Annotated in this window: 18 protein-coding genes; 4 read left to right on the top strand and 14 right to left on the bottom strand. The window is 63.3% G+C overall.

The window, feature by feature from the left end; genetic code table 11:
- Positions 1-11: 11 nt before the first annotated feature.
- The 7 genes from A3M3_RS0116415 to A3M3_RS0116385 form a co-directional block, all read right to left on the bottom strand.
- On the bottom strand, positions 12-983 hold the full coding sequence (locus tag A3M3_RS0116415; protein ID WP_028267235.1) for a magnesium transporter CorA family protein: 972 nt from the start codon (positions 981-983) through the stop codon (positions 12-14).
- A 73-nt stretch (positions 984-1,056) separates the two neighbouring features.
- Positions 1,057-1,650 carry a histidine phosphatase family protein gene (locus A3M3_RS0116410; RefSeq protein ID WP_081736841.1) on the bottom strand — a complete coding sequence of 198 codons (594 nt, stop codon included), beginning with the start codon at positions 1,648-1,650 and terminating at the stop codon, positions 1,057-1,059.
- Entirely contained in the window at positions 1,638-3,260 is a 1,623-nt protein-coding gene (locus A3M3_RS0116405; protein WP_028267233.1) for an AMP-binding protein, read from the bottom strand. The genes A3M3_RS0116410 and A3M3_RS0116405 overlap by 13 nt, the downstream gene beginning before the upstream one ends.
- Before the next feature lie 31 nt (positions 3,261-3,291).
- Positions 3,292-3,597 carry a hypothetical protein gene (locus A3M3_RS0116400; RefSeq protein ID WP_028267232.1) on the bottom strand — a complete coding sequence of 102 codons (306 nt, stop codon included), beginning with the start codon at positions 3,595-3,597 and terminating at the stop codon, positions 3,292-3,294.
- Between the two features lie 107 nt (positions 3,598-3,704).
- Complete coding sequence (locus A3M3_RS27050; RefSeq protein WP_051423237.1) at positions 3,705-4,082, bottom strand: YegP family protein; 378 nt, start codon at positions 4,080-4,082, stop codon at positions 3,705-3,707.
- 193 nt (positions 4,083-4,275) lie between these two features.
- Positions 4,276-5,175, bottom strand: coding sequence for an HNH endonuclease (locus A3M3_RS0116390; protein ID WP_028267231.1), 900 nt, complete (start codon positions 5,173-5,175; stop codon positions 4,276-4,278).
- 28 nt (positions 5,176-5,203) lie between these two features.
- Positions 5,204-5,668 (bottom strand): GatB/YqeY domain-containing protein, encoded by a 465-nt coding sequence (locus A3M3_RS0116385; RefSeq protein WP_028267230.1) that lies wholly within the window; start codon positions 5,666-5,668, stop codon positions 5,204-5,206.
- 170 nt (positions 5,669-5,838) lie between these two features.
- Here A3M3_RS0116385 and A3M3_RS0116380 point away from each other — a divergent pair, with 170 nt between their 5' ends.
- Positions 5,839-8,334 carry an ATP-dependent Clp protease ATP-binding subunit gene (locus A3M3_RS0116380; RefSeq protein ID WP_028267229.1) on the top strand — a complete coding sequence of 832 codons (2,496 nt, stop codon included), beginning with the start codon at positions 5,839-5,841 and terminating at the stop codon, positions 8,332-8,334.
- A 74-nt stretch (positions 8,335-8,408) separates the two neighbouring features.
- On the opposite strand, the gene A3M3_RS0116375 is transcribed toward A3M3_RS0116380, so the two are convergent.
- From A3M3_RS0116375 to A3M3_RS25600, 6 genes are all read right to left on the bottom strand, one after another.
- The gene (locus A3M3_RS0116375; protein WP_028267228.1) at positions 8,409-9,275 is read right to left on the bottom strand and encodes an SDR family oxidoreductase; all 867 of its coding nucleotides are present in this window, start codon (positions 9,273-9,275) and stop codon (positions 8,409-8,411) included.
- A complete protein-coding gene (locus tag A3M3_RS0116370; protein ID WP_028267227.1) occupies positions 9,275-9,703 on the bottom strand; it encodes an SRPBCC family protein in 429 nt (142 codons plus the stop codon). The genes A3M3_RS0116375 and A3M3_RS0116370 overlap by 1 nt, the downstream gene beginning before the upstream one ends.
- Positions 9,704-9,838: 135 nt before the next feature.
- Complete coding sequence (locus A3M3_RS25605) at positions 9,839-10,909, bottom strand: YihY/virulence factor BrkB family protein (RefSeq protein WP_035741938.1); 1,071 nt, start codon at positions 10,907-10,909, stop codon at positions 9,839-9,841.
- A 93-nt stretch (positions 10,910-11,002) separates the two neighbouring features.
- Complete coding sequence (locus A3M3_RS0116360; RefSeq protein WP_028267226.1) at positions 11,003-11,578, bottom strand: DUF3618 domain-containing protein; 576 nt, start codon at positions 11,576-11,578, stop codon at positions 11,003-11,005.
- Positions 11,575-12,000 (bottom strand): phage holin family protein, encoded by a 426-nt coding sequence (locus tag A3M3_RS0116355; RefSeq protein WP_028267225.1) that lies wholly within the window; start codon positions 11,998-12,000, stop codon positions 11,575-11,577. Before A3M3_RS0116355 ends, A3M3_RS0116360 begins: the two co-directional genes overlap by 4 nt.
- On the bottom strand, positions 11,997-12,998 hold the full coding sequence (locus A3M3_RS25600) for a hypothetical protein (protein ID WP_051423236.1): 1,002 nt from the start codon (positions 12,996-12,998) through the stop codon (positions 11,997-11,999). Before A3M3_RS25600 ends, A3M3_RS0116355 begins: the two co-directional genes overlap by 4 nt.
- Positions 12,999-13,108: 110 nt before the next feature.
- Between A3M3_RS25600 and A3M3_RS29035 the strand changes: the two genes are divergently transcribed.
- Complete coding sequence (locus A3M3_RS29035) at positions 13,109-13,414, top strand: hypothetical protein (protein WP_155854407.1); 306 nt, start codon at positions 13,109-13,111, stop codon at positions 13,412-13,414.
- Between the two features lie 155 nt (positions 13,415-13,569).
- Here the strand turns inward: A3M3_RS29035 and A3M3_RS0116340 are convergent, their stop codons facing one another.
- Complete coding sequence (locus A3M3_RS0116340; RefSeq protein ID WP_028267224.1) at positions 13,570-14,625, bottom strand: zinc-dependent alcohol dehydrogenase family protein; 1,056 nt, start codon at positions 14,623-14,625, stop codon at positions 13,570-13,572.
- Positions 14,626-14,861: 236 nt separating this feature from the next.
- Between A3M3_RS0116340 and A3M3_RS0116335 the strand changes: the two genes are divergently transcribed.
- Both A3M3_RS0116335 and A3M3_RS0116330 read left to right on the top strand, forming a co-directional pair.
- Complete coding sequence (locus A3M3_RS0116335; RefSeq protein WP_028267223.1) at positions 14,862-15,560, top strand: ABC transporter ATP-binding protein; 699 nt, start codon at positions 14,862-14,864, stop codon at positions 15,558-15,560.
- On the top strand, positions 15,557-16,843 hold the full coding sequence (locus A3M3_RS0116330) for an ABC transporter permease (protein ID WP_028267222.1): 1,287 nt from the start codon (positions 15,557-15,559) through the stop codon (positions 16,841-16,843). Before A3M3_RS0116335 ends, A3M3_RS0116330 begins: the two co-directional genes overlap by 4 nt.
- Positions 16,844-16,987: the final 144 nt, after the last annotated feature.

The following is a 16,987-nucleotide window of genomic DNA, read 5'->3' as shown; positions in this document are numbered from 1 at the left end:
CGTGTGCTTGCCTAGATCCAGTCCCGTTTCTTGAAACCGAGATACAGGAATATCGATCCACCCGCCATGAGCGCGCTGGACATCCACAGTCCTGCATCGTTTTGGAAGCCGAAGAACGGCACATTCTGCCCGAAGAAGCCGGTGATGGCCGTGGGAACTGCGATGATCGCGGCCCAGCTGGTGACTTTCTTCATGACCAGGTTCATCTGGTTTCCCTGGATGCTGATGTGGGTTTCCAAGATAGTGGTGACCAGATCACGGAGCGATTCCGTCCATTCGGTGGCGCGCAGGACATGGTCGTAGACGTCCTGGAGGAAGGGCTGCATCGCGGGGCTGCAACCGATCAGGTCATCCCTCCGGAGGAGTGTGTTGAGGACTTCGCGCATGGGGAGGATGATCCGGCGCAGTTTGACGAGATTCTTGCGGAGCTCGAACGTTTTGCGCTGCAGCTCGTGGTCGGGGGAGTGGTCTTCGAAAAGCGACTCTTCGAGGGCGTCGATGTATCCATCGAGTTCCTGGACGGCATCGAAGTGGCCGTCGACGATCATGTCCAGGAGTCCCCAGAAGAGGAACGGTACGCCATGAGTGGTCAGGTCCGTCTCCGCATCCCAGTAGGCCATGAGCCTTTCGGTGTCGAACTCGGGTCCGTGCACGGTTACCAGGGCCTTGTGGGTCACGAAAGCCGAGATCTCGGCGACGGCGAGCTCGCTGCTGCCCGGCTGTAGCTTGGCTTGATAGGCCGCCAGGAACAAATGGTTCGGGTACCGATCGAGCTTTGGCCGCTGAAAGTCATGGACCGCGTCCTCCACGGCCAGGCGATGCAGGCCAAACACCGTTTCGACGCCGAGCAGATCATCCGCCGTCGGGTTCGTGTAGTCGATCCACAGCACGACATCGTCCTGGTGCGCCAGCGCCTCGATTTCAGGAGCGGTGACGTCATCGCGTTCGAGTTTGCCCTCGCGGTATAGCCGTATGAATACCATCCGCACCATGCTACGGGACCGTTGACACACCTCAGGACCTTGAGGAGACGTCGGTGTTCAGCCGGGAAACAGCTCAGCCCGGGATATCGGCCGTGACTCGCTCACCGTTGAAATACTCGAGCTCCCAGCCGTCGATGGAATGGTGGTGGGCCAAGTTGAGCACGGCGTTGTCGATGCTTTGCAGGGTGCGGCCAATGGCACGGCTGAGGCTCAGCCGGATGAGCGTGCCGTGGGCCACCACTAGAACACGGTGGCCGGCGAACTCCTCGGCCAAGGCATCCAGCGCACCCAAACCGCGGCTTGCCGCGTCGTCCTCGTCTTCGGCGCCGCGGAAGCCGCCGGGGATGCGCAAGGCATCCAGCTCGGGGCCGTCCTGCAATCCTTCTGCGTGTCCGAAGCTACGCTCGGCGAGCTCCGGCACATGCCGGGTCACCCTGAGTCCCAGCCCTCCGGCGATCAATTTGGCGGTTTCCACGGCGCGGCTCAGCGGGGAGCAGACCACCGCGTCCCATTCGTAAGCTGAAAGGACAGCGACGGCGTCGCGCGCCTGGTTGCGCCCGACGTCGTTCAGTGGAATGTCGGTGGACCCCTGGATCCGGCGCTGCGCATTCCAATCTGTCTGGCCATGGCGGACGAGGGCGAAGGTAGTGAAGTTCATACTGTCCATTCTGCCTTGGGGGCAGCCGCCGTCCGTGCCCGTAGCTCGCGCCGAAGGATCTTGCCTGACGCGGACTTGGGAATCACTTCGACGAACTCGACAGACCGGATGCGCTTGAACGGCGCGACGCGTGCTGCAACGAATTCCATGACATCGTCGTCCCCGAGCTCGCCCGCCCCTTGCCGGACGACGAAAGCCTTCGGCACCTCTTCGCCGTCGTCCGTTCGGACTCCGATGACTGCGGCGTCCGCGATCCGTGGGTGGGTGAGGAGAAGGGCCTCGAGCTCTGCAGGGGCTATCTGGTAGCCCTTGTACTTGATGAGTTCCTTGAGCCGATCGACGATCGTCACCACCCCGTCGGCCGTGACCGTCGCGATATCGCCTGTGCGGAGGAAGCCGTCCGGATCGATCATGGCGGCGGTCGCGTCGGGACGGTTCAGGTAGCCGAGCATGACCTGCGGTCCGCGCACCAGGAGCTGCCCGGGGGCGCTCGCCCCTCCGGCGGGGATCTCGATCTCCTCGTCGGTGGCAATGTCGAGGAGCTTGCACTGCGTGTTCGGCACGGTGTATCCGACTGAATCGAGGGGGATGTTCCCGGAATCTTCACGCGGGATGGCATGGGACACAGGGCTCAGTTCGGTCATGCCGTAGCCCTGGAGCACCGTGCACCCGAGTCGGCTCGCGACGGCGTGTCCCAGCCCGCCGTCGAGCGGTGCGGCTCCGGAGAGCACAACGCGGACGGAGGACAGATCGTAGCGGTCCACCAGTGGATGCTTCGCGAGGGCGACGGCGATGGGCGGCGCGATAAAGAGGTACGTACATCGATGGTCCTGGATGATGCGCAGAAACTCGGCGAGCTCGAACCTCGGCATGGTAACGAGCCTGGCCCGCTCGCCGAGTGCAAGATTGAGCAGCACGGTCAGACCATAGATGTGGAAGAAGGGCAAGACAGCGAGTACCACGTCGTCGGGAGTCACACGGAAAAAGGCGCGGGCCTGCGCGACGTTCGCCACCAGGTTGTACTGACTGAGCATGACGCCTTTCGGCGTTCCACTCGTCCCCGATGAATAGGGGACGACGGCGGCCGCGTGCGGGTCGACGCTGAGCCTCGGCGCAGGAAGACCGGCCTGAAGCACGTCCGTGAGCGAAGGATGCCCGTCCGCAACAACCGGATCGCCGCCGTCGAGCACCACTATCCGACCGGCCGGGATGCCGGCCGCCTGTGCCGCGGCCTCTGCCCGTTCGAGGAACGGCGAGATCGTGAATAGCCAGGTGGCACCGGAGTCGGCGAGCTGACGGCCGACTTCTTCGGCGGTATAGAGCGCATTGACGGTGGTAATGGCGGCGCCCGCGCGGAGGGTCCCGTGGAAGACGACGGCGAACGCAGGGATGTTGGGACAGAACAGTCCCAGCGTTGTGCCCGGTCCGACGCCCTGCTCCGCGAGCCAGCCTGCGGTGGCATCGATCCGGCTAACGAGCTTGCCGTAGCTTGTCTCTTCGCCTGAGGCGCCGTCCACAAGCGCAACCCGGTCCAGGTCGTCGATGCCTAGCCCGCCGAACAGGTATTCATAGAGAGCGGTTTCGGGGATTTCGACATCGGCGTACGGGCTGGTGAACATTGCGGCTCCTTCGGCGCACGACGCCGGGGAGTCAGACGGCCATCACGGCGTCAGCAGATGACCGGATCGAGAAGTTGACCTCTGATTGCCGGGAATCAGTCAGGTATGGAAGGTGGTGGGATTGCGAACAGCGGCGGAGCGCTTCCATGGCGGAAGCGTCGACACGTGCACCGCTGACGTCGATTTCCAGGGATGCGCCCTGCATGAGTGTGTTGGCGCGGCTCACGACGCCGTAAAGCTCGTGAAGGCTGCGGGAGGTGAGGTGTCCCTGGGCAGTGATACGGATCTGGGCACTGTCGATGTCCATTTTTACGAGAAGCCGGATTTTTTCGGTCATGATTCCTCTTCCGATCAGGAACCGCAACGCTGCGGTCCGGAACCAGACTAAGCGGAGGATGTGACACGGGCAACACTAAGATCGCTTAGCTTACTTCGTCCTTGTCGCTAGGACGACACCTCGGCCAACCCCGCACAGGGTGCTTCCACCAAGGTTCCCGTGTGCCAGGTCCGGCCGGTTCGATCTCTTTGCGAGAGGGGATTATGGCGCCGTGGCGGGACGGGAAGCTGCGGCATGACGGAAGGACCGGCGTGCCGCATGGCGGGAACCGGAGGCGTGGGTGATGTTCCGCGGAGTGGAACTTCCGGGCAAAGATCGGTGATCAGGCCCATTCCGGCGTACTCGCGCACATCGCTGATCCCGCATACCGCTGCGGGCTTGTCGGGAAAGGACCTGGAGATGGCTACCACTGTGCCGTCCGGCGCTTTGAGTCTGAATTTGAAGCTCGTGTCCTCGTCGATAAAGAGTTCAAACATCCCGGTCATGCGTATCCTCCTGAACAGCGGGCGGCTGGCGACGCCCGGTAGGTCTCGCCGGCGCCGGGGCGCGACGGTGCGCCCCGGTCCCTTTTAGTCCGGCAAATGGATCATCTGACTACCAGCGTGTGATGCTCGCCACGCGGTGTGTTAACCAACATACGGGGGAAGAGCCTTGACTGGCTAGTGCATGAGGGCAACACTATGGCTGTCGCTGCTCGAGAATCCGGAGGGCTGCGTCCTGGGCGGCAAGCGCCTCGTCATCGACTATCTGGCCCGGCAAGTGTCCGGCGGCGGCGATAGCCTGCCGCAATTCCGCCACGGAACGAGGGGTGCCCACGCCCAGGTGCGCCATCACGTGGCAGTTGCCGCACAGCGGTACGAGGTCGGCTATCGGATCCAGCTGGTAGCCGCTGCCAAGTTGTGAAACCGGCACCACATGGTGGACGTGGATGAAGTCTTTGCCGATATCCCCGTACGTTATTTCGAAGGAGAAACCGCACACGGCGCAAGACATTCCGTGGAAAGCCAGGCAGATCCGGCGGGCTTCGGGGTTTCTCTCGTAACGGTTCGTTTCGATCCGGCTGACGGCTTCTTCCGGATAGGTTCCGGGAACGGTCGCGCATGGCTCGGAAGCCGCTGGTCCGTGCTCGCGCCACACTCGCTGGAGGAGCGGTTCCGATTCCAAGGGGATAAGCCGTCCGGAGCCTCGGAAGGTGTTCCAGGCCACGTCCGGCACTTCACTGGAGAGGACACTCGACGGTATCTGGCTGCCGAGGGGGAGCAGGGCATCGAAGGCCACGCTGACGTACCGCTCGGTACCGATCGGCTTGGAACTGCTCGGCTTGGAAGTGTTCGGCTTGGGGCGCTTGGCTGCCTCATAGCTTTCGGACATGACGACGCCGTGTCCGATGAGCCCGCGTCCGTGGAGACCCCCGCCTTGCAGGAGAAGCCATGCTTGATTGCCTGGCTGGATCCTTCGGTGTACTCCGACGTTCCACCGGTCCAGGAACTGACCTGTTTCGGTGACCTGCTCGATCACCGCGTCGTAGTCCCAATCATTCCCACGCCCTGGGTTCCATCCCAGGATGATGGCTACCATGGCTACTCCTCCCTGGAGGCCCGTGAATCTATGCGAGTCGGGTCCGGACGATGTCGCTGACGGCTTTGCCGTCAAAGCGGCCGGCGACCTTCGCCGTGACCGGTTTCATCACGACGCCCATCTGCCTGATCGTGAGCTCCTGACCGCTGGCCTTCAGGGTTGCGATAGCTTCATCAACGATGGCCTCAACCTCGTCCGGGGTCAACATTTTGGGTAGGTATGCCTCGATCACCTCTGCTTCGGCGACTTCGGCTGCGGCTCGCTCCAGTTCGCCAGCCTCAGTGTAAATGCGGGCCGTGTCCCGGCGCTTGGCGGCTTCCTTCTGAAGCAACGCCGTCACCTGGGTGTCGTCCAGCTCGATGGGTGTCTTGCCCGACTTCTCACGCGTCTCGATTTCGCCCAAGACGTTGCGGACCGTCGTGAGCGCGGTCTTGTTACGGTCCTTCATATGGACGACGACGTCGTCGTGCAGACGCTGTTTCAGGGTGCTCATCGTAGTTCCTTCTCCTTGGTGGTTGTTTCATTCTTCACGGTCTGGACCGTCTCCGCAGAAGAGCCATGCAGCCTGCCGGCCCGGTATCTAAAATTCTGCCTCGGGCGATCCCCCAAGAAGGCCTTCGGCGACGTAGCATCAAGGTAGGCGGCAGCCAGGAGAGTGGCGAAATGTTTGAGAGATTTACGGACCGTGCCCGTCGTGTTGTTGTGCTTGCCCAAGAAGAGGCACGCATGCTCAACCATAACTACATCGGTACCGAGCACATCCTTTTGGGTTTGATCCAGGAGGGTGAAGGCGTTGCCGCCAAGGCGCTTGAGTCCCTGAGTATTTCGCTTGAGGGAGTCCGCGAGCAAGTGCAGGAGATCATCGGCCAGGGCAGGCAAGCCCCGTCCGGCCACATCCCCTTTACCCCGCGCGCCAAGAAAGTGCTTGAGCTCGCGCTCCGGGAGGCCTTGCAGCTCGGCCACAACTACATCGGTACCGAGCACATCCTGCTCGGTCTCATCCGGGAGGGCGAAGGCATTGCCGCGCAAGTCCTCGTCAAGCTTGGCGCCGACTTGGGCCGCGTCCGCCAGCAGGTCATCCAGCTGCTTTCCGGTTACGAGGGCAAGGAAACCCCTGGCGCAGTTGCCGGTCCGGGGCAAGCGGAAGTGGCCCCCGCCGGTTCGGTGGTGCTGGACCAGTTCGGCCGCAACCTGACCCAGGCTGCACGCGAAAACAAACTCGATCCCGTGATCGGCCGCGAGAAGGAGATGGAACGCGTCATGCAGGTCCTTTCCCGCCGCACCAAGAACAACCCGGTGCTGATCGGTGAGCCCGGCGTCGGCAAGACCGCCGTCGTCGAAGGCCTCGCCCAGGCGATTGTCCGCGGTGACGTCCCGTCGAGCCTGAAGGACAAGCAGCTTTACACACTCGACTTGGGCTCGGTTGTGGCGGGGTCCCGCTACCGTGGTGATTTCGAAGAGCGGCTGAAGAAGGTCCTGAAGGAAATCCGGACCCGCGGGGACATCATCCTCTTCATCGACGAGATCCATACGCTGGTGGGTGCCGGCGCTGCCGAAGGTGCCATCGATGCCGCATCGATCCTCAAGCCGTTGCTGGCCCGTGGCGAACTCCAGACCATCGGTGCCACCACCCTGGACGAGTACCGCAAGCACATTGAGAAGGATGCCGCTCTGGAGCGCCGCTTCCAGCCGATCCAGGTTCAGGAACCCTCAGTTGCCCACACCGTGGAGATCCTCAAGGGCCTGCGCGACCGCTACGAAGCGCACCACCGCGTGACCATCACGGACGGAGCGCTGGCTGCAGCGGCGAGCCTTTCGGAGCGCTACGTCTCGGACCGCTTCCTGCCGGACAAGGCGATCGACTTGATCGACGAGGCCGGGGCACGCCTGCGCATCCGCCGCATGACCCGTCCACCGGAGCTCAAAGCCATGGATGAGCGTATTGCCCAGGTCAAGATGGAGAAGGAATCGGCCATCGACGCCCAGGACTTCGAGGGTGCCGCCTCGCTGCGGGCGAAGGAGCAGAGTCTTGCGGCCGAGCGCAGGGAAAAAGAGCTCCGATGGAAGTCCGGCGGCATGGGCGGCAATTCCAAGGTCGACGAGGAGCTGATCGCCGAGGTGTTGGCAAATTCAACCGGTATCCCGGTCTTCAAGCTCACCGAGGCAGAGTCGTCGCGTCTGCTGAAGATGGAAGAAGAACTGCACAAGCGGGTTGTCGGCCAGGATGAAGCAATTAGCTCGGTCTCGCGGGCCATCCGCCGCACCCGTGCAGGCCTGAAGGATCCCAAGCGTCCCGGTGGTTCGTTCATCTTCGCCGGCCCTACCGGCGTGGGCAAGACCGAGCTCGCCAGGGCCCTGGCTGAATTCCTTTTCGCCGACGAGGAGGCCCTCATCACGCTGGACATGTCCGAGTACTCCGAGAAGCACTCGGTCTCGAGGTTGTTCGGTGCACCTCCGGGCTACGTTGGCTATGACGAGGGTGGTCAGCTGACGGAGAAGGTCCGCCGTCGTCCGTTCTCCGTGGTGCTGTTCGACGAAGTGGAGAAGGCACACTCCGACCTTTTCAACTCACTCCTGCAGATCCTCGAGGACGGGCGCCTGACAGATAGCCATGGCCGGGTGGTGGACTTCAAGAACACGGTGATCATCATGACCACCAACCTGGGCACCCGGGACATCTCCAAGAGCGTGGCGACCGGTTTCCAGTCCGGCACGGACACCACCACCGGGTACAACCGGATGCGGGCGCGGGTCACCGAAGAACTCAAGCAGCAATTCCGCCCCGAGTTCCTCAACCGGGTTGACGACATCATTGTCTTCCCTCAGCTCACGCAGGACGAGATCATCGAGATCGTGGACTTGATGATCGGACGGTTGGAGCAGCATCTGGCCGACAAGAACATGGGCATCGAGCTGACAGCCGCCGCCAAGGTTCTCCTGGCCACGCGTGGCTACAATCCCGCCATGGGTGCCCGTCCGCTGCGCCGCACCATCCAGCGCGAGATCGAGGACCAGCTCTCCGAGAAGATCCTCTTCGGCGAACTGCACCCGGGCGACATCGTGGTGGTCGACGTGGACGGCGAAGGCGATGACGCGAAGTTCACCTTCGCGGGCAACGCCAAGCCGCGCATCCCCGACGCGCTGCCCGCAGTGGGCTAACGCGAGTTAAGCGCACGAGTCCGGCTGCCGTCGGGGTCGCTCAGCTTGGGGTGGCTCAGCTTGGGGTGGCTCAGTCACACGGCATGGCCGAGGCCCGAGAGCAAGCGGGCGACGGCGTCCTCCGCAGTGGGCGGTGGGCCGAAGACCTCGCTTTGCCTGGCGGTGTCTGCGACATAGCGGCCTGTTGCGAACCAGTCCATCATGGCCTTGAAGTCCTTGGCCATGGTGTTGCTCGTCCCGGGGATGGCCAGTACCTGCCTGCCGAGCAACCGGGCGGAGATCGCGGCGATTTCCTCCATGCTCACCGGTCGGTCCCAGCCGATGTCGATTCGTTGCCCGTCGACGCCGGTTGCGTCCACTGCTGCTGCCAGGTATATCGCAAGGTCACGGGTGAGTACGAAGGTCAGTGGAACGCTCAAGGACCCGAACCATGTGAGTTGCCCTTTGCTGAAAGGGTCGCCACCGAAACGCGTGACCTGGTCAAGGAAAGCGCCTGGCCGTAGGCCCACGAACGGAACCCCGAGTTCTTCCAAGCGATCCTCGGCGAGTTTCTTGTGCCAGAAATGCGGCACGTCCGGGGTTTGATCGCACGTGAGGATGCTCGTCAGGACGAATCTCCGAATGCCTGCCTGGCTGGCCGCGTTGACGAGATTAATGTTGCCCACGGTGTCGATGAGGGGGCTGTCTCCCTCCCGGTGGCGGGTGTATCCCGCCGCCGAAGTCACCACGCTATCGACGCCGTCCATGGCCCGCAGCAGCGAGTCCGGCTCCATCATGTCGCCTCGTGCGATCGTGGCCCCGAGGGTTTCCAAGCGCGCCGCGTCCGAACCGTGACGCACCAAGGCTCGGACTTGTTTGCCTCGCGCCAACAGCTCGGATACCACTTGGGCACCCAGCAGCCCGGTGCCACCGACCACTAGCACTGGTCCGGGGCCAGCCATTATCGCCCTTCAATTCCACGAGACTCGATGAACTCCTTGAATTTGTTCAAGTCCGCCGTCACCTGCATCTCGTCAACTTGGAGCGCGGCTCCGGCCTTCTCCACGAGCGTTTCAGGTGCCCATTCGAAATGGACCTTGACGTGCGTGTGATTGGCGTCCAAGGGTGAAAACCTGATGATGCCTGCGTGCGACTTTCCATCAATGCTCCGCCAGGCAATCCGGTCGTCGGGTTCCTGATCGACTATTTCCGTATCGAATTCCCGTTCCACGCCGCCGACCTTGGTGACCCAATGGTTGGTTGTGTCACTCAGCCGGGTAACGGATTCAACACCCGACATGAATCGGGGAAACGACTCGAACCGGGTCCACTGCTCGTAGGCCGCCCGAACGGGTACAGCTACGTCAATCGTCTCTTCAACCTTTTTCATTTTCCAACCTCCCTGGGACTTGCGTGAACTGGCCGCAGAGATTGCCCGTGGGGGCCGTCCGACGGGAAGCCAGCCACTCTTGAACATTAAGCCTGCCCATTATCCAAGTCCAGACCGGCCACCTCTTTGCCGAGATCAGATATTTTCGCGACTGTTGTGTTCGCTGAGTGCCTGCCCGCGGCGGATTTCCTCTTCATCCTGCTCCTGCAGCTTCTTGCTGCGCTTGGTTCCCCGCGGACGCAGTTGGATGGTTTCCTCCGCGTTGATTCCCGCCTGGAGTTCCCGTCCGCGTTCCATTTCGGCGTCGAACTCCGCGCCGAAGAGGAGGGACATGTTCAGTATCCATAGCCACAGGAGCGCCACGATCACACCGCCGATTGTCCCGTAGGTCTTGTTGTAGCTGCTGAAGTTGGCCACGTAGAAGGCGAAGGCCAGCGAAGCCAGGACGAAGACCAGGAGGGCCATGAACGAGCCGATGCTCATCCAGCGGAACCTCGGCTGTTTCACGTTCGGCGTGGCGTAGTAGAGGACGGCGATGACCGAGATGACCAGCAGAATGATGACCGGCCATTTGGCGACACCCCAGACCGCGAGCAGGTCGCCGCCGAGGCCCAAAGCAGTGCCCGCGGCGTCCGCCACCGGTCCGCTCATGGCCAGCATGCCGGCGATCATGGCGACGACGGCAATTCCCAGCACGGTGACTCCAAGCATGGTTGCGCGAAGCTTGAGGAACGCCCGGCCCTCGTCGACTTCGTAGACGCGGTTCATGGCCCGGCTGAAGGCCCCCACGTAGCCGGAGGCGGACCAGAGGGCCGTGGCAATGCCTATGACGAGGGCGAAGCCGGCCGATCCCGAGGTGGTTAGTTCCTCAATGGGCTGCCGGATGGCGTCCACCGTGGAGCCCGGAGCGATCTTTTGGACCACATCGAGGAGCGCCCCGGTGGTCTTTCCTGCCTGCCCGAAAAGTCCGAGGAGGGAGACGAGCGCGAGCAGTGCGGGGAAGAGCGAAAGCACCGCATAATAGGTCAAGCCGGCTGCGGCGTCAGGGCATTGGTCCTTGCCGAACTCGCGCAGGGTTCTTTTGGCGATATACGCCCAGGTCGGTTTGGCCACTTGCGTCGGGCTGGTCGGTTTTCGGGAATCGTCGGCAGCGGGGGCTCCGTCCGCCTTGACGGTGCTTGTCTGGGCGGGAGGTTCCGTCGTCATGGTTGTCCCTCCTTCCTATAAGGGTGGAGGAGTGCCGGCCCCGCTCCCGGGAATGTGGGAAAGCGGGAGGGGGTCGGCACGCCTTCGCCGGGATCAGGACGGCTGGATCCTGTCCTTTGCTTCCGCCGCACTTTCCGTGACGTCGGAGACCGCGGCCTGACTCTCTTCCTTGACGTGGTCGGCCGCCTCGAATGCTGCATCCTTAACGTTGTCCACGGCTTCCTGGGCGGGCTCCTGAAGACCCTGCGCCACGTCCTTCGCAGCGTCGGCGAGTTCGGTGGTCAGCGGTTCCGCAGCTTCCTTGAGGGCGACGGCCGCTTCTTTTTCCTTTTCGCTCGCCGGGGCGAGGGAAGCCAACAGCATTCCGGCGCCAAAGGCTATCAGCCCGGCGGCCAGCGGATTTCCCTCGGTCTGTCTGCTCAGCCTGCGGGGAGCGTCGGCGATCGCCGTACCGGCGTCGTCGATTGCCGAGCGGCCCCGATCAGCGACGTCGCCTGCAGCACCCATGACGTTCTCCCTGGCACCGAACACGGCGTCCCTGACCTTGTCGGTCTGGCGGCGGACGACGTGCGACGGCGTCACCTTGTCCGCCACGGCGTCGACATTGGTTCCGAGCCGCCTGCGGGTTTCTTCAATCTCTGCACGGATGTCATCCGGGTTTTCACTCATCGTTGTTCCTCGCGTGGTTTGAGTGTTTCTGGGATTTCCTGGATTGTTTCGGCTGTCTGGGGCATGCCCTTGATGGATTTGAGCTCCGCGCGTCCCTTGGATGCCAGGACGGCGCCCACGATCGCCCACAAGACCGCCACAACGACGGCGGACCACCCCAGCCCCATCAGAACGCCCAACGCGTACCAAAGGGCCACCGACAGGAAGAGGAGGACGAAATGCCCGGCAACGCCGGCACCCGCCAGCATCCCCGCTCCTCTTCCCGCCCGTGCGGTGGACTGTTTCAGTTCCACCTTCGCCAGCTCCACTTCCTGGCGTATCAGGGTGGAAATGTCCTGGCTGACTTCCCCCAGGAGGTCTCCGAGGGAGGTCGTGTCCGCCTTTGCTTGTGCCGGGGTCGGCGGGAATTCGCTATCGGTCATCGTTGCCCACCGCGGTCCGTACCGGTTCCGAATCGTTGCCCTGCCTCATCCGGTTCCGTCCTGACGACCGGAACCTCGGCATGCAGACCCTTCGAGCGGTCGCGGGTAAGCGGTTCCGTCAGGTTTTCCTCCGGTTGGAGCTGATTCGTCCCCCCGCCGGCCCACGATTGCCCTTCCTGCGGGTTCCCGTAGACGGGGTCAGCGGGATAGGCGGTGGGTGCCTCCCGGGTGCGCTCATTAGAGGAGGCGAGCCTGCCGCCATCGTTCACCGGGACCTCCGTGGCGTCAGGGTAAGCAGCCTTTGTCACGCTCGGACCCGGGAGGTGGACAGGGGGAGGGGGAACCGAGTTTCCGGCTGCGGGGGCGTATCCCTCAGTTGCCCTGTCGCCGGGCCGCGGCGCGGTCACGCCGGTGCTCTGCGTGCGGGCAGGGGCGTCCCCGACGTCGCTGAGGCTCCGACCGAGCCTTCCGGCCAGGACGCCGGCGCCTGCTGCGAGCAGGAGGAACGCGCCCGGACGCCGCCGGGCGAAGGTCTTCACTTCGTCGACGATCGAGCCCGGCTCCCGGTCGTCCAACCAGGTTGCCGCGGATGACGTCCGTTCCGCCGCTTGTCGCACCAGATCTGTGGCAACTCCGGGGTCATTCGTGGCCTCGGCCATGGAACGAAGCTCTTCCGAAATGGACCGAAGCCCGGCGGCGACCTTTTGCTGCTGTATGCCGGCTTGGTCGCTCAGCTCCAGTTTCGCCTGGCTGAGCAGGTCCTTCGCGTTCGCTTTCACTTCGGACGCAACGTTGGCCGCTTCGGCCTTTGTGGTGTCCACCACGGACGTCGCAGATTGTCTGGCCTGTTCCGCGGTGTTCCCGGCCTCGTCCGTGATGGTGTCCAAGGTAGATGTATCAGCGGCCGGATCCGGCATGGTGCCTCGTGTGTCCGGTGCTCGTTGAGTGGTCGGGGAGGAGGCGTAGCTCCCGTCCATCGGCCATTGGTTCTCTGTCATCTTCGCTCTCTTTCCAAGAAGCTCTGCTGCGGATCAAGAACCAGAAGTACTGGCCTTAAGATACTAAGCGTGCTTACCTTTCTGGCGAAAGCCCCCAATCATGGCAACTTATGACCGAATGCGGATGCGAGCTAATTCTGCGCGCAGGCGCAGGCGCCGGCGTTGGCGGCCCGCCGCTCGGCTTTCAGCAGGCGCAGGCCGTCGGCCAGCACGCCCACATGGCTGGAAGGCTGAGGGCAGAGGGTACGCCGTTTCCCTATCTGACAGGGGCCGAGCCGCGGTATCCCCGCAACGGCGGGTCCTGCAACCTCATCGGGCGGCTGGGAGCCATCCAGCGCGTACATCACGTGCGGGACACCGTCCCGCTCAACGTTCGTCAGAACCCAGGCAAGGAAAATACACGGTTTGGTCCATGAGTTTCTTGCTTTCCGGACGCTGCCGGAGGCGGAACCGACCCGACCAGCGCAGGACCATGGTCAATGTTTCTCCCGCGCGAAGCGTCGCCGATAGGTCTCGCCGTTCCCGCCCGCACGCTCCAGCCGATGTTCCGTCGCTTGCGAGGGTGGTTTGCCTAGGGGGTGAGCAGGACCTTGATGGCCCGCCGTTCGTCCATCGCGCGGTAGGCCTCGGGCGCTTCCTCGAGTGGCATCACAGTGTCGAAGACCCTGCCGGGATTGATCGTGCCATCGAGCACGTCAGCAAGCAGTTCCGGGATATAAGTCCGGGCTGGGGCCATTCCGCCGGCAACGGAAATATTCGTGTCGAAGAGGTAGCGCAGCGGGGCTTCGGCGCCACCGGTCGGGACGCCGACGAAACCAAGAGCGCCACCGGGACGGACACTGTGTAGAGCCTGTTCCATGGATTCCTTGGTGCCGACGCACTCCAGGACGGAATCCGCGAGGACGCCTCCGAGTAACTCGCGGACCTTCGCGACACCGTCCTCGCCACGCTCTGCAATGATATCTGTGGCTCCGAACTCGCGGGCTATCGCTTGGCGGTCCGCGTGCTTGGACATGGCAATGATCCGCTCGGCTCCGAGCCGCTTCGCCGCGAGCACGCCGCAGAGCCCCACCGCGCCGTCGCCGACAACGACGACCGTCCTACCCGGGCCGGCCTTCGCCGCAAGAGCCGCGTGGTGGCCGGTGGCCATCACGTCGGACAACGTCAGCAGGCTCGCCCGGAGGGCTTCGTCAGGTTCAGTCACGCCGGGAACCTTGACCAAGGTGGATTCGGCGAGCGGTACCCGCACTGCCTGACCTTGGCCGCCGTCGATCGCGTGGCCACTGTCATCCTTTCCGCCCCAGCCTGCCAAATGATCGCAGGCCACCGTGACGCCGTCCAAGCACTGGGGACAACTGCCGCAGCTGACCACGAACGGAGCAATCACGAAGTCGCCCACTGCCAGGGTGGTGATGTCGTCGCCGATCCTCTCAACGGTGCCGATGAACTCGTGCCCGATCGCGGACGGCTGGTGCGTGGGCTTGACGCCGCGGTACGGCCAAAGGTCCGAACCGCAGACACAGGAGGCGGTGACTTTCACGATGACGTCGGTGGGCAGCTGGACCGTGGGGTAGTTACGGTCTTCAACACGGATGTCGCCGGGACCGTGGATGATGGTGGCGCGCATGGGGCTCCTCAAATGGTGGTTGTTGGGCTTGAACCGAGTCTATCCCCGGGGCACGGCTCGTCGCTTCCCCTGCGTCGAGCGAGCCGGCGCTGGCAGGGCCTCCACCTCCCGGACGAGGATGAGTCTGCTTCTCAGCCTGGCGTGCTAGTGTCCACGCGAGCTTCCTCTTGTGGCTGGCGCTGCCGGGGATCCACCTGCCCGTCCGCCATCCGCACAAACAACCGAATGGAAACCGCATGACCGTACCTATTTTGACCGCTCGCGAGCTCACTAAGTCCTACGGACGTGGTCCCGATCGCTTCGACGCCCTGAAGGGCGTCTCGCTGGACATTGAGCCCGGGGAATCCGTAGCGATCGTCGGGAAGAGCGGATCGGGCAAATCAACGCTGATGCACCTTCTTGCCCTCCTGGACACGCCGGGGAGTGGCACCATCACCGTGGACGGGACGGCGGCCCGGAGCTTGAACGGGCGCAAACTCAACGGGCTACGCAACGAGATGTTCGGATTCGTTTTCCAGCAGTTCTTCCTCAACCCGGCTGCGAGCGTGCTCGAGAACGTGGTGCTTCCCCTGAAAATCGCCGGCATCGGGGCAAGGGAACGTCGCCGCCGCGGCATGGAAGTCCTGGAACAGCTCCAGATGGCAGACAAGGCCCGGAACAAGGCCGCCAATCTTTCCGGTGGACAGAAGCAGCGTGTGGTGATCGCCCGCGCGTTGGTGAACAAGCCCCGGGTCTTGTTCGCCGATGAACCGACGGGAAACCTCGACACCGCCACGAGGCGGATCGTCGAAGACATCCTGTTCGACTTGAACCAAAACCATGGCATCACCCTGATCGTGGTAACCCACGACCACGAGCTGGCCGAGCGCTTCCAGCGCCGCCTGTACATCCGAGATGGCCTGCTCATCACTACCGACGAGGAGCACGCGGCATGAAACCGCTCGAAATACTGAAGACCGCCATCGCGAACAGCTTCCGCAGCAAACTGCGCACTACGCTAACTGTCCTGGCGATCTTCGTCGGCGCATTCACGCTGACCATCACCAATGGGCTGGGCACCGGCATCTCCAACTATATCGACTTGCAGCTTGCCGCCGTGGGACCGGGCAACGCCTTCACGGTGACCAAAACCGACACCAGCGGCAATCCGGGAACCGGACCCAAGAAATACGACCCCACCATCAAGCGCGTGGCTACCAGCGGCAGGCCCGGATCCTCGCAGCTGGCCCTGGACCAATCCGACCTGGACAAAATCGGGGCGGTACCTGGTATCACTGGAGTTGCGCCCGTCACCAGGATCAACCCGGAATACATCCAGTGGAGCACTCACGACAAGTACCAACTCTCCGTAAGCGCACTTGCCGGAGCCCAGCCCCAACTAGCTTCGGGCACCAACCTCGATGACACCAACAGCCAGGCCCAGCTTCTTTTGCCGGTGGGATACATCGCCCCGCTCGGATTCGCCGACAACAACCAGGCGATCGGCCAAGTCGTCACTATCGGGATCACCGACGCCACTGGCACGATGCACACGGTGGCTGGGAGCGTCGCCGGCGTAGAGCAGGACAGCCTGCTCAGCAGCTCCGGTATAGCCGTGAACAAATCCCTCTCCGCTGCCCTGAGCCAAGCCCAGGCTACCGGTGCCGTTGCCGTAGTTGCCAGCACCTGGACGGACGCGACCGCGAGCTTCGCGACGTCGTCGTCGGCCCAAGTGAGCGACATGAAATCCAAGCTCTCCGCCGCCGGTTACACCGCCCAGACACTTGACGACAGGATTGGCACGGTCAAGACCGTGATCAGCGGGATCATCGGGGTCCTGGACGCCTTCGCCGTCATCGCCCTTCTGGCCGCGGGATTCGGCATCGTCAATACCCTGCTCATGTCCGTCCAGGAACGTACCCGCGAAATCGGTCTCATGAAAGCCATGGGCATGGGAAGCGGTTCCGTGTTTGCGCTTTTCAGCACGGAGGCGGCGTTCATCGGCTTGCTGGGGAGTGTGATCGGTTCAGCCGCAGCCATCGGCCTCGGGACCGCAGTGAGCGGCGCTCTCGCCCGCGGTCCGCTGAGCGACCTTGCAGGACTACACATCCTTGCTTTCGCACCGGGACCCGTGGGGGCCGTTGTCCTCCTCGTCATGGTGATCGCGTTCATCGCAGGCACGCTGCCGGCGTGGCGGGCAGCACGGCAGAACCCCATTGATTCGCTGCGCTACGAATAGGGGATGGTGCTCGAACGCGCGTCACGGTGGAACGTCAGCCGTGAAACCGGGACCCGTGCCGTGGGTTCCCAGCCGATCATCACCGGGCTACTATCGTCCTCTGAGACCGCTGTGACCTAGGTCATGCGGCGGCAGTCCGACGAA

Origin of the sequence: Arthrobacter sp. MA-N2 (assembly GCF_000517125.1) — a bacterium.
GTDB lineage: Bacteria > Actinomycetota > Actinomycetes > Actinomycetales > Micrococcaceae > Arthrobacter > Arthrobacter methylotrophus.
This window is presented reverse-complemented; position numbering and strand designations above follow the sequence as displayed.

What these genes read in the sequence shown, in the direction of transcription:
- A3M3_RS0116415 (WP_028267235.1), bottom strand. Translation starts at nt 983, where the DNA reads ATGGTATTCATACGGCTATACCGCGAGGGCAAACTCGAACGCGATGAC.
- A3M3_RS0116410 (WP_081736841.1), bottom strand. Translation starts at nt 1,650, where the DNA reads ATGGACAGTATGAACTTCACTACCTTCGCCCTCGTCCGCCATGGCCAG.
- A3M3_RS0116405 (WP_028267233.1), bottom strand. Translation starts at nt 3,260, where the DNA reads ATGTTCACCAGCCCGTACGCCGATGTCGAAATCCCCGAAACCGCTCTC.
- A3M3_RS0116400 (WP_028267232.1), bottom strand. Translation starts at nt 3,597, where the DNA reads ATGACCGAAAAAATCCGGCTTCTCGTAAAAATGGACATCGACAGTGCC.
- A3M3_RS27050 (WP_051423237.1), bottom strand. Translation starts at nt 4,082, where the DNA reads ATGACCGGGATGTTTGAACTCTTTATCGACGAGGACACGAGCTTCAAA.
- A3M3_RS0116390 (WP_028267231.1), bottom strand. Translation starts at nt 5,175, where the DNA reads ATGGTAGCCATCATCCTGGGATGGAACCCAGGGCGTGGGAATGATTGG.
- A3M3_RS0116385 (WP_028267230.1), bottom strand. Translation starts at nt 5,668, where the DNA reads ATGAGCACCCTGAAACAGCGTCTGCACGACGACGTCGTCGTCCATATG.
- A3M3_RS0116380 (WP_028267229.1), top strand. Translation starts at nt 5,839, where the DNA reads ATGTTTGAGAGATTTACGGACCGTGCCCGTCGTGTTGTTGTGCTTGCC.
- A3M3_RS0116375 (WP_028267228.1), bottom strand. Translation starts at nt 9,275, where the DNA reads ATGGCTGGCCCCGGACCAGTGCTAGTGGTCGGTGGCACCGGGCTGCTG.
- A3M3_RS0116370 (WP_028267227.1), bottom strand. Translation starts at nt 9,703, where the DNA reads ATGAAAAAGGTTGAAGAGACGATTGACGTAGCTGTACCCGTTCGGGCG.
- A3M3_RS25605 (WP_035741938.1), bottom strand. Translation starts at nt 10,909, where the DNA reads ATGACGACGGAACCTCCCGCCCAGACAAGCACCGTCAAGGCGGACGGA.
- A3M3_RS0116360 (WP_028267226.1), bottom strand. Translation starts at nt 11,578, where the DNA reads ATGAGTGAAAACCCGGATGACATCCGTGCAGAGATTGAAGAAACCCGC.
- A3M3_RS0116355 (WP_028267225.1), bottom strand. Translation starts at nt 12,000, where the DNA reads ATGACCGATAGCGAATTCCCGCCGACCCCGGCACAAGCAAAGGCGGAC.
- A3M3_RS25600 (WP_051423236.1), bottom strand. Translation starts at nt 12,998, where the DNA reads ATGACAGAGAACCAATGGCCGATGGACGGGAGCTACGCCTCCTCCCCG.
- A3M3_RS29035 (WP_155854407.1), top strand. Translation starts at nt 13,109, where the DNA reads ATGACCGAATGCGGATGCGAGCTAATTCTGCGCGCAGGCGCAGGCGCC.
- A3M3_RS0116340 (WP_028267224.1), bottom strand. Translation starts at nt 14,625, where the DNA reads ATGCGCGCCACCATCATCCACGGTCCCGGCGACATCCGTGTTGAAGAC.
- A3M3_RS0116335 (WP_028267223.1), top strand. Translation starts at nt 14,862, where the DNA reads ATGACCGTACCTATTTTGACCGCTCGCGAGCTCACTAAGTCCTACGGA.
- A3M3_RS0116330 (WP_028267222.1), top strand. Translation starts at nt 15,557, where the DNA reads ATGAAACCGCTCGAAATACTGAAGACCGCCATCGCGAACAGCTTCCGC.